This is a genomic window from Stenotrophomonas veracruzanensis (genome assembly GCF_032911525.1).
In the GTDB taxonomy this organism is placed as follows: Bacteria; Pseudomonadota; Gammaproteobacteria; order Xanthomonadales; family Xanthomonadaceae; genus Stenotrophomonas; species Stenotrophomonas africana.
In genome coordinates this window covers 137,588-150,753 of record NZ_JAWJTI010000002.1, presented here as the reverse complement: position 1 = coordinate 150,753, position 13,166 = coordinate 137,588, and the positions used below count along the sequence as shown (strand labels likewise).

11 protein-coding genes are annotated in these 13,166 nt (G+C 65.9%); 3 read left to right on the top strand and 8 right to left on the bottom strand.

Features of this window, described 5'->3' with window-relative positions:
• Nucleotides 1-104: 104 nt before the first annotated feature.
• The 5 genes from ispH to murJ form a co-directional block, all read right to left on the bottom strand.
• Nucleotides 105-1,055, bottom strand: a complete 951-nt coding sequence (ispH, locus tag R1H25_RS02500; RefSeq protein WP_317222572.1) for a 4-hydroxy-3-methylbut-2-enyl diphosphate reductase — start codon at nt 1,053-1,055, stop codon at nt 105-107.
• 27 nt (nt 1,056-1,082) lie between these two features.
• Nucleotides 1,083-1,607: a signal peptidase II gene (lspA, locus tag R1H25_RS02495; RefSeq protein ID WP_049434638.1), complete on the bottom strand. Its 525-nt coding sequence runs from the start codon at nt 1,605-1,607 to the stop codon at nt 1,083-1,085.
• On the bottom strand, nt 1,607-4,438 hold the full coding sequence (gene ileS, locus R1H25_RS02490) for an isoleucine--tRNA ligase (protein ID WP_317222571.1): 2,832 nt from the start codon (nt 4,436-4,438) through the stop codon (nt 1,607-1,609). Before ileS ends, lspA begins: the two co-directional genes overlap by 1 nt.
• Nucleotides 4,435-5,382: a bifunctional riboflavin kinase/FAD synthetase gene (locus R1H25_RS02485; RefSeq protein ID WP_049447038.1), complete on the bottom strand. Its 948-nt coding sequence runs from the start codon at nt 5,380-5,382 to the stop codon at nt 4,435-4,437. Before R1H25_RS02485 ends, ileS begins: the two co-directional genes overlap by 4 nt.
• A 75-nt stretch (nt 5,383-5,457) precedes the next feature.
• The gene (gene murJ, locus R1H25_RS02480; protein WP_317222684.1) at nt 5,458-7,062 is read right to left on the bottom strand and encodes a murein biosynthesis integral membrane protein MurJ; all 1,605 of its coding nucleotides are present in this window, start codon (nt 7,060-7,062) and stop codon (nt 5,458-5,460) included.
• 117 nt (nt 7,063-7,179) lie between these two features.
• Here murJ and rpsT point away from each other — a divergent pair, with 117 nt between their 5' ends.
• Nucleotides 7,180-7,449, top strand: coding sequence for a 30S ribosomal protein S20 (gene rpsT, locus R1H25_RS02475; RefSeq protein WP_005408560.1), 270 nt, complete (start codon nt 7,180-7,182; stop codon nt 7,447-7,449).
• 153 nt (nt 7,450-7,602) lie between these two features.
• Here rpsT and cgtA read toward each other — a convergent pair whose 3' ends face one another.
• The 3 genes from cgtA to rplU form a co-directional block, all read right to left on the bottom strand.
• A complete protein-coding gene (gene cgtA / locus R1H25_RS02470; protein ID WP_317222570.1) occupies nt 7,603-8,655 on the bottom strand; it encodes an Obg family GTPase CgtA in 1,053 nt (350 codons plus the stop codon).
• A 177-nt stretch (nt 8,656-8,832) separates the two neighbouring features.
• Entirely contained in the window at nt 8,833-9,096 is a 264-nt protein-coding gene (gene rpmA, locus R1H25_RS02465; RefSeq protein ID WP_005415704.1) for a 50S ribosomal protein L27, read from the bottom strand.
• A gap of 18 nt (nt 9,097-9,114) precedes the next feature.
• Complete coding sequence (rplU, locus tag R1H25_RS02460) at nt 9,115-9,423, bottom strand: 50S ribosomal protein L21 (RefSeq protein ID WP_005408557.1); 309 nt, start codon at nt 9,421-9,423, stop codon at nt 9,115-9,117.
• Nucleotides 9,424-9,763: 340 nt separating this feature from the next.
• Between rplU and uvrA the strand changes: the two genes are divergently transcribed.
• Together uvrA and R1H25_RS02450 are read left to right on the top strand one after the other, a co-directional pair.
• Nucleotides 9,764-12,757 carry an excinuclease ABC subunit UvrA gene (gene uvrA / locus R1H25_RS02455; RefSeq protein WP_317222569.1) on the top strand — a complete coding sequence of 998 codons (2,994 nt, stop codon included), beginning with the start codon at nt 9,764-9,766 and terminating at the stop codon, nt 12,755-12,757.
• A complete protein-coding gene (locus R1H25_RS02450) occupies nt 12,757-13,164 on the top strand; it encodes a thioesterase family protein (RefSeq protein WP_317222567.1) in 408 nt (135 codons plus the stop codon). The genes uvrA and R1H25_RS02450 overlap by 1 nt, the downstream gene beginning before the upstream one ends.
• Nucleotides 13,165-13,166 lie beyond the last annotated feature (2 nt).

The following is a 13,166-nucleotide window of genomic DNA, read 5'->3' as shown; positions in this document are numbered from 1 at the left end:
CCCAAAAGCGTGCGAACCAAGGTTCGCACCCACCTTGTGCTGGTTCGGACCCACCAGAGCGGTTTCAGTAGATCCACGCCATGCGTGGATGCGCCCTTTCCCGGTCAGTCGACCAGGCGCAGGCGCAGTTCCTTCGGCAGCGCGAACACCATCGATTCCGGCTCACCATCCAGCTCACCCACGCCACTGGCACCCAGCTCGGTCAGGCGTGCCAGCACGCCATCGACCAGTACCTGCGGCGCCGAGGCACCGGCAGTCACGCCGATGTGCTGCTTGCCTTCGACCCAGCGCGGATCGATCTCGTGCGCGCCGTCAATCAGGTACGACTCCACGCCCTCACGGCGGGCCAGCTCGCTCAGACGGTTGGAGTTGGAGCTGTTCGGCGAACCGACCACCAGCACCAGGTCGCAGCGCTTGGCCAGATCGCGTACGGCATCCTGGCGGTTCTGCGTGGCGTAGCAGATGTCGTCGTTCTTCGGGCCCTGCATCGCCGGGAAACGCTCGCGCAATGCATCGATGATGCCGCGCGTGTCGTCCACCGACAGCGTGGTCTGGGTGGTGTAGGCAAAGTTTTCCGGCTGGTTGATGTGCAGCGTGGCGACCTGCTCGACATCCTCGACCAGATAGATCTGGCCGGTGCCGGCTTCGCGGTTCCACTGCCCCATGGTGCCCTCCACTTCCGGGTGACCGGCGTGGCCGATCAGCACCACGTCACGGCCGGCACGGCAGTGGCGGGCGACTTCGAAGTGGACCTTGGTCACCAGCGGGCAGGTGGCGTCGAACACCTTCAGGCCACGGCGTTCGGCTTCCTGGCGCACCGCCTGGGACACACCGTGGGCACTGAAGATCACCGTGTTGTTGTCCGGCACTTCGTCGAGTTCTTCGACGAAGATCGCGCCGCGCTGCTTCAGGTCGTCGACCACGAAGCGGTTGTGCACCACTTCATGGCGGACGTAGATGGGCGCGCCCAGCGTTTCGATCGCGCGCTTGACGATCTCGATCGCACGATCGACACCGGCACAGAAACCACGCGGGTTGGCGAGCAGCACATCCATCAGTTCAATCTCCCGGCAGCGGCCGGCTTACGGTTTCGGATTGGCATTATCCGCCTTTTTGGCGGACTTGCCGTCGAACAGGCCAAACAGGGCGATGCCGATGGCACCCACCACGATGGCCGAATCGGCGATGTTGAACGAGGGCCAGGTGTAGCTGCCCACGTACCACTGGATGAAGTCGACCACATGGCCATGCACCTGGCGGTCGATCACGTTGCCGATCGCACCGCCGATGATCAGCGCATACGGCACGGCCGCCTTCCAGTTGCCACGGGCGGTACCGCGCAGCCACCAGGCCATCAGGCCGCTGATGACGATCGCCAGCACGGTGAAGAAGTGCTTCTGCCAGCCACCGGCGTCGCTCAGGAAACTGAACGCCGCACCGGTGTTGTAGGTGCGGTACCAGTTCCAGAAGCCGTCGATGACCACCACCGGCTGGAACTCCGGCAGGCTCGACAGAACCCAGGCCTTGGACCACTGGTCCAGGCCGATGATGGCCACCGACAGCAGCAGCCAGACCAGGGCGTTCGGATGCGGACGGGGCGCGGCCATCAGAACCAGCTCCGCACTTCGCCGGCACCGGCGATGTTGGTCACGCAGCGGCCGCACAGTTCCGGATGATCGGCGTTGCTGCCGACATCGGCGCGGTGGTGCCAGCAGCGCACGCACTTGGCCTTGGTGGTCGGCTGGGCGCTGACGAACACCTCGTCGGTGGTCGCCGGGCGCACCTGCACGTCGCCGCTGATGAACAGGAAGCGCAGTTCATCGGCCAGCGGCTGCCAGCGCGTGGCCTGCTCTTCACTGGCGGCGATGGTGATCTCCGCCTCCAGTGCGGCACCGATGGCGCCGTTGGCACGCATCGGTTCGAGCACCTTGGCCACCTGCTCGCGCACGGCCAGCAGCTGGTCGAAGTCGGCGGCGTTGAGCTGGGCCTCGGCCGGCAGCGGCGCCAGGCCGTCGTACCAGGTGGTGAACAGCACGTGCCCGGTGCGTTCGCCCGGCAGGTAGCCCCACAGCTCGTCGGCGGTGAAGGTCAGGATCGGCGCGACCCAGCGGGTGAACGCTTCGGCGATGTGGTACATCGCACTCTGTGCCGAACGGCGACCCTGCGAATCGGTCGGCATCGTGTACAGGCGGTCCTTGGTCACGTCCAGGTACAGCGAGCCCAGGTCAACGCTGCAGAAGTTCAGCAGCAGCTGCACGATCTCGGCCATGTTGTAGCCGTCGTAGGCTGCCTTGATCTTCTCCTGCAGCTCCCACGCGCGATGCACGATCCAGCGGTCCAGCGCGACCATCTGGTCGAGCGGCTGCAGGTGCCGGGCCGGATCGAAACCGTCCAGGTTGCCCAGCAGGAAGCGTGCGGTGTTGCGCAGGCGGCGGTAGGCGTCGGCATTGCGCTTGAGGATCTCCTGCGACAGCGACATCTCGTTGCTGTAGTCGGCCGAGGCGATCCACAGGCGCAGGATGTCCGCGCCCAGCTTGTTCATGATGTCCTGCGGCTCGATGCCGTTGCCCAGCGACTTGGACATCTTGCGGCCGTGCTCGTCCACGGTGAAGCCGTGGGTCAGGCACTGCTTGTACGGGGCGCGCTTGTCGATCGCCACGCCGGTCAGCAGCGAGGACTGGAACCAGCCGCGGTGCTGGTCGGAACCTTCCAGGTACAGGTCGGCCGGCTTGCCGAAGCCACGCGCGGCGAGCACGCCTTCATGGGTCACGCCCGAATCGAACCAGACGTCGAGGATGTCGGTGACCTTCTCGTAATCGGCCGCTTCGGCGCCCAGCAGTTCGGTGGCATCCAGCGAATACCACACGTCGATGCCCTCGGCTTCGACGCGGTCGGCGACCTGCTGCATCAGCTCCACCGAACGCGGGTGGATCTCGCCGGTCTGGCGATGGGTGAACAGCGCGATCGGCACGCCCCAGGTACGCTGGCGCGAGATGGTCCAGTCCGGACGACCGTCGACCATGCTCTGGATGCGCGCCTTGCCCCAGGTCGGGAACCAGCCGACGGTGTCGATGGCGGCCAGCGCATCGTTGCGCAGGTTTGCCTTGTCCATCGAGATGAACCACTGCGGGGTGGCGCGGAACACCACCGGCGTCTTGTGGCGCCAGCAGTGCGGGTAGCTGTGGCGGATCGGGTGGAAGGCGAGCAGCGCGCCGTTGTCGCGCAGCACCCCGACGATGGCCTCCTGCGCCTTCCACAGGTGCTGGCCAGCCAGCACCACGTCACCGGCCGGCGGGGTCGATTCTAGGTACACGCCACGGCCGTCGATCGGGGTCACCTGGCCGGCGTTGTACTTGTCCAGCAGGCCGTACTTCTGGCTGACCACGAAGTCTTCCTGGCCGTGGCCGGGGGCGGTGTGCACCGCACCGGTACCGTCTTCGTCGGAGACGTGGTCGCCGTTGAGCACCAGGATCTCGCGTTCCGGGTAGAACGGGTGCGCCAGCAGCTGGTTTTCCAGCGCAGCGCCGGTGGTTTCACCGTGCAGCACCACCGCTTCCACGCCGTAGCGCTGCAGCGCGCGCTCGGCCAGGGCGGCGGCCAGCACCAGCCAGCGGCGCTTGCCGTTGTGGGCCGGGCCCTCGGCCAGCACGTAGCGGATCTCCGCGCCCAGCGACACCGCCAGCGAGGCCGGCAGCGTCCACGGGGTGGTGGTCCAGATCGGTACGGCCACTTCGACGTCGGCCGGCACGCTCACGCCGAACGCCTGGCCGATGGCCTGCGCGTCGCGCGCGGCGTAGGCCACGTCGATCGCCGGCGATTCCTTTTCCTGGTATTCGATCTCGGCCTCGGCCAGCGCCGAGCCACAGTCGAAGCACCAGTACACCGGCTTGGCGCCACGCACCAGGTGGCCGTTGGCCACGACCTTGGCCAGCGCACGGATCTCGTTGGCTTCGAAGTCGAAGCTCAGGGTCTTGTACGGGTTGTCCCAGTCACCGGTCACGCCCAGGCGCTTGAAGTCCACGCGCTGGATGTTGATCTGCTCTTCGGCGAACTCGCGGCACTTCTGGCGGAATTCAACAGCGTCGAGCTTGGTGCCGACCTTGCCCCACTTCTTTTCGACCGCGATCTCGATCGGCAGGCCATGGCAGTCCCAGCCCGGAACGTAGGGCGCATCGAAGCCGGCCAGGTAACGCGACTTGACGATGATGTCCTTCAGGATCTTGTTGACCGCGTGGCCCAGATGGATGCGGCCGTTGGCGTACGGCGGGCCATCGTGCAGCACGAACAGCGGGCGGCCGGCGGCGTTGTCGCGCAGCTGCTGGTAGAGCCCCTGCTCTTCCCACCGCGCCAGAATGCCCGGCTCGCGCTTGGGCAGATCGCCGCGCATCGGGAATTCAGTGGCTGGCAGGTTCAGGGTGGTCTTGTAGTCCTGGCTCACGCAGTGGCTCGCAATCTATGTTCGGAAAGGATGGCGCGCGCCTGTTCGGCGTCGCGGTGCATCTGGTCGGTCAGGGCCGCCAGATCATTGAATTTCTCTTCGTCGCGCAGCTTGGCGACGAATTCGACTTCGATGTGTCGACCGTACAGGTCGCCTTGGAAATCGAACAGGTGGGCTTCCAGCAGCGGCTCCACGCCCTCCACCGTCGGCCGCGTGCCGAAGCTGGACACTGATGGCCACGGCTGGTCGAACACGCCGTGCACCCAGGTCGCGTAGATGCCCGACAGCGCCGGGGTCTTCGGGAAGCGCAGGTTGGCGGTGGGGAAGCCCAGCGTACGGCCGAGCTGGCGCCCGCGCACCACCCGGCCGCTGATCGCATACGGACGCCCGAGCAGGTCGCCGGCACGGGCGAAGTCGCCCTCCTGCAGCAGCTGGCGGATGCGGGTGCTGGAGATGCGCTCGCCATGCAGGTCCACCGCTTCGATCTCGCCGGCGCTGAAACCGAGCTCGGCACCGAGCTGCTGCAACAGGGCCAGGTCGCCGCGACGGCGGTTGCCGAAGCAGAACTCCGGCCCGATCCAGACCTCACGCGCACTCAGGCGATTGACCAGCAGCTGGCGCACGAAGGTCTCGGCCGGCATCGCCGCCATCGCCGCGTCGAAACGCAGCAGGCCGATCGCATCGACACCGAGCTCGCGCAGGATCTCGACCTTGCTGCGTGCCAGGGTCAGCCGCGGCGGCGGCGTGCCCTGGGCGAAGAATTCACGCGGCAGCGGCTCGAACGCCACGGCCACCGCGGCCACGCCCAAGGCGCGCGCACGGGCAACCGCGTGGCGGACCAGCGCACGATGACCCAGGTGGAGGCCGTCGAATGCACCGATACAGACCACGCTTCCGTTGGGGAACAGCTCCCCGCCCTCGACGCTTCTGAACAGCCTGCTCATCAACTCTCGTTCCGGCCCGACCGGGGCCGCCGCTTCAATGGTGTAACCCTGAAGTATAGCCGCCACACGCGGCGATCAATGCCCGCGCAGGTCGCGCGGGCGGAAGCCCATCGCCACCATGGCCACCGCATAGGTAGCGCCACCACCACCGACCAGCAGCGCCAGCGCACCGATCCGCTCCCATACGCCCATCGCCGAGAACGCGGGCAGCCAGTGCAGCAGGGCCAGCAGCGCAGCGACCATGGCCGCGCAGGCCAGCAGCAGGCGCAGCAGATAGCCGCCCCAGCCCGGCCGGCGCTGGTAGACATCGGTCTTGCCCAGCCAGTACCAGAGCAGGCCAAGGTTCAGGTAACTGGACAGCGCGCTGGCAATGCCCAGCGCCAGGTGCAGGCCGGGTTGCTTGCCGATGGCGGCCATCACGCCCTGCGCCTTCAGCTCGTCCGGCACCATCACCTGGTACAGCACGGCCAGCAGCGCGAAGTTGAACACCATGTTGGCCACCAGCGCGGCCACACCGGCACGCACCGGGGTCTTGGTGTCCTGACGGGCGTAGAAGGCCGGCAGCACCACCTTCAGCAGGGCGAACGCCGGCAGGCCGAAACTCAGGCCGTACACCGACAGCGCGGTCATGCGGGTATCGAAGGCGCTGAACTGGCCGTGCTGGAAGATGGTCGCGATCAGCGGTTCTGCCAGCAGCAGCAGGCCCAGCATGGCCGGCACCGAAATCAGCAGGGTCATGCGCAGCCCCCAGTCCAGCGAGCGCGAGAAACCCTCGCGATCGGTGCTCACGTGGTGGCGGGCCAGTGCCGGCAGGATCACCGTGCCCAGCGCCACGCCGAACACGCCCAGCGGCAGTTCCAGGAAGCGGTCGGCCAGCGACAGCCAGGACTGCGAGCCGTCGGTCAGCTTGGCCGCGATGACGGTGTCCAGCAGCAGGTTGATCTGCGCCACTGACGAGCCGAACAGGGTCGGCACCATCAGCGTCATCACCTTGCGCACGCCCGGGTGGCTCCAGCCCCAGCGCGGCAGGGTCAGCAGGTTGATGCCCTTCAGCGATGGCAGCTGAAACAGCAGCTGCAGGATGCCGGCGGCCAGTACCGCCCAGCCCAGTGCCAGGATCTGCTTTTCCGGGGTGCCGCCCAGCCGCGGCGCAAGCCACAGCGCGCCGGCGATCATGCACAGGTTGAGGATGACCGGGGTCAGCGCCGGCATCGCGAAGCGCTGGAAGCTGTTCAGCGCACCACCGGCCAGGGCGGTGAGCGAGACGAACAGCAGGAACGGGAAGGTCAGACGGAACAGGTCGACGAGCAGGCCCTGCTTCACCGGATCGGTATCAACGCCGCTGGAGAAGACCGAGGCCAGCTGCGGCGCGAAGATCAGTGCCACGGCGGTGACCAGCATCAGCACCCCACCCAGAGTGCCGGCGGTGCGGGCCATCAGTTCACGCAGCTCAGCATGGCTGCGGGTCTCCTTCACCTCCGTGAACACGGGCACGAAAGCGGTGGCGAAAGAGCCCTCGGCGAACAAACGCCGCAGGAAATTGGGTACCCTGAAGGCGACCCAGAAAGCATCAGTGATGGCGTTGGTGCCGAACGTGGTGGTCACCACGAAGTCCCGGACAAGTCCGAGAACGCGCGAGACCATGGTCATGCTGCTGAACGACAGCAGGCCCCGCAACAACTTGGGTGAACTCACTCAGCGTCCCTCTTGACAATCGACTTGACGTGCATTTCTTACGCCATCATACTAGCTAGCTTGCTGTTCCCATAACACCGATTTTTTCAGGAAACCACCACCGTGGCCAATATCAAGTCCGCCAAGAAGCGCGCCAAGCAGACCGTCGTGCGCAACGCGCGCAACGTGGCTCAGCGCTCGATGCTGCGCACCGCTGTCAAGAAAGTGATCAAGGCGCTGGACGCCAACGATGCCGCCGGCGCCGAAGCCGCCTTCGCCGTTGCCCAGCCGATCCTGGATCGCTTCAGCGCGCGTGGCCTGATCCACAAGAACAAGGCTGCTCGTCATAAGAGCCGCCTGAACGACCGCATCAAGGCCCTCAAGGCCGCCTGATCCGGCGTTGCCGCCCTTCCCTTCGGGGTTGGGCAGCAGACAAGAACCCGGCCCCGGCCGGGTTTTTTGTTGCCTGCGATCCGGTAGTGCCGGCCAACAGAAAACCCGGCCGAAGCCGGGTTTTTGCCAACGCCAGTCGACTGACAGTCGACTCTACTGCGCGTTACGGGCTTCCAGCTCGTCTTCCTTCTGGCGATCGAAGAAGGCCATGATCCGGCTCATGATCGGGAAGGTACCTTCGCGGCCCAGCGCGGAAACCAGGAACCACGGCTCCGTCCAGCCCAGCTCGGCGACGATCTGCTCGGCCGCAGCCTTCGCTTCGTCTTCGAACATCAGGTCAGCCTTGTTCAGCACCAGCCAGCGCGGCTTCTGCAGCAGTTCCGGATCGTGCTTTTCCAGTTCGCGCTCGATCGCGCGCACCTGCTCGACCGGGGAAATGCCTTCCACCCCACCTTCCATCGGCGAGATGTCCACCAGGTGCAGCAGCAGGCGGGTGCGCTGCAGGTGGCGCAGGAACTGCGCACCGAGGCCGGCACCATCCGCGGCGCCCTCGATCAGGCCCGGAATGTCGGCAATCACGAAGCTGCGGTAATTCTCCACCTTCACCACACCCAGGTTCGGGTACAGCGTGGTGAACGGGTAATCGGCCACCTTCGGCGTCGCCGCCGAAACGGCGCGGATCAGGGTGCTCTTGCCCGCGTTGGGGAAGCCCAGCAGGCCGACGTCGGCCAGCAGCTTCAGCTCCAGCTTCAGCGTGCGCTCTTCGCCCGGCTCGCCCGGCAGCGCCTGGCGCGGCGAGCGGTTGGTCGAGCTCTTGAAGTGCATGTTGCCCAAACCGCCGCGGCCGCCCTTGGCCACCAGCAGACGGTCACCATGCTGCGTCAGGTCGCCAATGACTTCATCGGTGGCAACATTGATGACCACGGTGCCGACCGGCACGGTGATGGTCAGGTCTTCGCCGCCCTTGCCATAGGCCTGGCGGCCCATGCCGTTCTCGCCGCGCTGCGCCTTGAAGATGCGGTCATGGCGGAAGTCGACCAGGGTGTTCAGGTTTTCGTCGGCGCGGATGTACACGCTGCCGCCCGCACCGCCGTCGCCGCCGTCCGGGCCGCCGAGCGGAATGAACTTCTCGCGACGGAAGCCAATGCAGCCGTTGCCGCCGTTGCCGGCGAACACTTCGATTTCTGCTTCGTCTACCAGTTTCATTGTTTCGATGCCTGCGATGGGCGCGGCCTGCCGGCCGTCACCTTGGATGTTATGCCTGCCGATGGCCGGCAGCCCGGCCTGGCCGGTCTTGCTTCAACTCTAACGAAAAGCCCCGCCGAAGCGGGGCTCTTCATGCAGCACCCCCATGCCGAGGCATGGGTGCCGGCGATGCCTGGATCAGGCGTCGGCCGAGACGATGCTGACGGTGCGACGCTTCTTGGCGCCCTTGACCGAGAACTCCACCTTGCCGTCCACGAGGGCGAACAGGGTGTGGTCACGGCCCAGGCCAACGCCCGAACCCGGGTGGAACTGGGTGCCGCGCTGACGCACGATGATGTTGCCGGCTTCGATGGCCTGGCCGCCGAAGATCTTGACGCCCAGGTACTTCGGGTTGGAGTCGCGACCGTTGCGCGAGGAGCCTACGCCCTTTTTATGTGCCATGACTGCTTCTCCTGATGCTTAGCCGGCGATGCCGGTGATCTCGATTTCGGTGTAGTACTGACGGTGACCCTGACGCTTCATGTGGTGCTTGCGGCGACGGAACTTGATGATCCGGACCTTGTCAGCACGACCCTGGGACAGGACCTTGGCGGTGACGGCAGCGCCCTTCAGCGCATCGCCCAGCTTCACGCCGTCGCTGTCACCCAGCATCAGGATGTTGTCAAACTTGATCTCGCTGCCGACTTCGACTTCGAGCTTTTCAATGCGGAGCTTTTCGCCCTGCGCCACGCGGTATTGCTTACCGCCGGTGACCAGTACTGCGTACATGACCAGGCCTTCCTCTGTAGTTATTGTGGTCTGAGCTGCCGCCATCGAGGGCGGACAGGAGCGGAATTGTACGCAGATCAATGGCCGCGGGTCAAGTCAACCCCCGAACGGCCTGGACGGCCGGCCCCTGCAGGGCCGAACCATGCCCGGCTGAACGGTTCGGGGTCCAGGCAGCCGAGCATGGCTCGGCTCTACACAAAGCTGTCGGCCTGTCTCATCAGGTGAGACATCGGGCTGGCATTGTGGCCCATTGCCCCCATCTGGTCACCTCGGTAGGCTGACCGATTGCCGTTCCCTGCTGGCCCGGCACCCAGCCAACGCCCCCACAACCGGATCCCCCATGGCGATGGATTTCATCCGCATCCGCGGCGCGCGGACGCACAATCTGAAGAACCTCGACCTCGACCTGCCCCGCGACAAGCTGATCGTGATCACCGGCCTGTCCGGTTCGGGCAAGTCCTCGCTGGCGTTCGACACCATCTATGCAGAAGGCCAGCGCCGCTATGTCGAGTCGCTGTCGGCCTACGCACGCCAGTTCCTGAGCGTGATGGAAAAGCCGGACTTGGACCACATCGAAGGCCTGTCCCCGGCCATCTCGATCGAACAGAAGTCGACCTCGCACAACCCGCGTTCGACGGTCGGCACCATCACCGAGATCTACGACTACCTGCGACTGCTGTACGCCCGCGTCGGCACCCCGCGCTGCCCGGACCACGGCTATCCGCTGGAAGCGCAGACGGTCAGCCAGATGGTCGATCAGGTGCTGACGCTGGACCCGGAGCAGCGCTACATGCTGCTGGCGCCGGTCATCCGCGATCGCAAGGGCGAACACGCACAGGTCTTCGACCAGCTGCGCGCGCAGGGCTTCGTGCGTGTACGCGTGGACGGCGAGCTGTATGAAATCGATGCGGTGCCGCCGCTGGCGCTGCGCCAGAAGCACACCATCGAGGCGGTGATCGACCGCTTCCGCCCGCGCGAGGACATCAAGCAGCGCCTGGCCGAGAGCTTCGAGACCGCGCTGAAACTGGGCGATGGCATGGCCTCGGTGCAGAGCCTGGACACCGCCGACGCCACGCCGGCACTGTTCTCCTCCAAGTACTCCTGCCCGGTGTGCGACTACTCGCTGCCGGAGCTGGAACCGCGCCTGTTCTCGTTCAACGCACCGATGGGCGCCTGCCCCGGCTGCGATGGCCTGGGCATCGCCGAGTTCTTCGACCCTTCGCGCGTGGTGGTGCATCCGGAGCTGTCGCTGGCCGCTGGTGCGGTGCGCGGCTGGGACCGTCGCAACGCCTACTACTTCCAGCTGATCGCCTCGCTGGCCAAGCACTACAAGTTCGACGTGGACGCCGCGTGGAACTCGCTGTCGGCCAAGGTGCAGCAGGCCGTGCTGTACGGCAGCGGCGACGAAACGATCACCTTCACCTACTTCACCGAAGCCGGTGGCCGCACCCAGCGCAAGCATCGCTTCGAGGGCATCATTCCCAACCTCGAACGCCGCTACAAGGAAACCGAGTCGCCGGCGGTGCGCGAGGAGCTGTCCAAGTACATCAGCGAACAGCCGTGCCCGGAATGCAACGGCGCGCGCCTGAACAAGGCAGCGCGCAACGTGTTCGTTGCCGACCGTCCGCTGCCGGACCTGGTGGTGCTGCCGATCGATGAGGCACTGAAGTTCTTCAGTGAACTGAGCCTGCCGGGCTGGCGCGGCGAGATCGCCGCGAAGATCGTCAAGGAGATCGGCGAACGCCTCGGCTTCCTGGTCGATGTCGGCCTGGATTACCTGACCCTGGAGCGCAAGGCCGACACCCTGTCCGGTGGCGAAGCGCAGCGCATCCGTCTGGCCAGCCAGATCGGTGCCGGCCTGGTCGGCGTGATGTACGTGCTCGACGAGCCATCGATCGGCCTGCACCAGCGCGACAACGAACGCCTGCTCGGCACCCTCACCCGGCTGCGTGACTTGGGCAATACGGTGATCGTGGTCGAACATGACGAGGATGCGATCCGGCTGGCCGACTACGTGCTGGACATCGGCCCGGGCGCGGGCGTGCATGGCGGCGAGATCGTCGGCCAGGGCACCCTGCAGGACATCCTGGAGGCGCCGCGCTCGCTGACCGGCCAGTATCTGTCGGGCAAGCGCGCGATCGAGATTCCGGCGCGCCGGCACACGCCGAACCCGAAGATGACCCTGCACCTGCGTGGGGCGACCGGCAACAACCTGAAGGGCGTGGACCTGGCGATTCCGTCGGGCCTGCTGACCTGCGTGACCGGTGTATCCGGCTCGGGCAAGTCGACCCTGATCAACGACACCCTGTTCTCGCTGGCCGCCAACGAGATCAACGGCGCCTCGCATCCGATCGCCCCCTACAAGGAGATCGATGGCCTGGACCTGTTCGACAAGGTGGTGGACATCGACCAGTCGCCGATCGGCCGCACCCCGCGTTCGAACCCGGCCACCTACACTGGCCTGTTCACCCCCCTGCGCGAACTGTTCGCACAGGTGCCCGAAGCGCGTGCGCGTGGCTATTCACCGGGCCGCTTCAGCTTCAACGTGCGCGGCGGCCGTTGCGAAGCCTGCCAGGGCGATGGCCTGATCAAGGTCGAGATGCACTTCCTGCCGGACGTGTACGTGCCGTGCGATGTCTGCCATGGCAAGCGCTACAACCGCGAAACGCTGGAGATCCTGTACAAGGGCTTCAACATCAACGACGTGCTGGAAATGACCGTCGAGGATGCACTGAAGCTGTTCGAGCCGGTGCCGTCGATCGCACGCAAGCTGGAAACGCTGGTCGACGTCGGCCTGAGCTACATCAAGCTGGGCCAGAGCGCGACCACGCTGTCCGGTGGTGAAGCGCAGCGCGTGAAGCTGTCCAAGGAACTGTCGCGCCGCGATACCGGCCGCACCCTGTACATCCTCGACGAGCCGACCACCGGCCTGCACTTCCACGACATCGAAGCGCTGCTGGGCGTGCTGCACAAGCTGCGCGACGAAGGCAACACGGTGGTGGTGATCGAGCACAACCTGGACGTGATCAAGACCGCCGACTGGATCGTCGATCTGGGTCCGGAAGGCGGCCATCGCGGCGGCACCATCCTGGTGACCGGCACGCCGGAAGACGTGGCGGCCTGCCCGCAATCGTATACCGGCCAGTTCCTTGCGCGCATGCTGCCGTCCACCAGCGCGCGCCCGGAGCAGCCCGCCGCCGTGGCCAACAAGCCCGATGCACGCCCGCCGCGCAAGGTGAAGCCTGAGAAGCCCGCCAAGAAGGTCGCCGCCGCCAAGAGCACCGGCAAGGCCAGCAAGACCGCAACTGCCAGCAAGAAGAAAAAGGACGCCTGATGAGCAGCGAACACAAGATCCTGGCCCGCATCCCGATCAGCGTGCGCTGGCGTGACATGGACAGCATGGGCCACGTCAACAACGCCAAGTACATTTCCTATCTGGAGGAAGCGCGCGTGCGCTGGATGCTGGGCGTTGAAGGCGTGTCGATGACCGACCGCATCGCACCGGTGGTGGCCGCGACCAACGTCAACTACCGGCTGCCGATCGTGTGGCCCAACGACATCCTGGTCGAGTTGTTCGTCGAGCGCCTGGGCAACAGCAGCGTGACCATCGGCCACCGCATCGTCGACCAGCAGGACGACTCAAAACTGTACTCGGATGGCAACGTAGTGGTGGTGTGGATGGATACGCAGACCGGCAGGAGCGCACCGCTGCCGGACGCGATCCGCAACGCTTCCACCTGAAG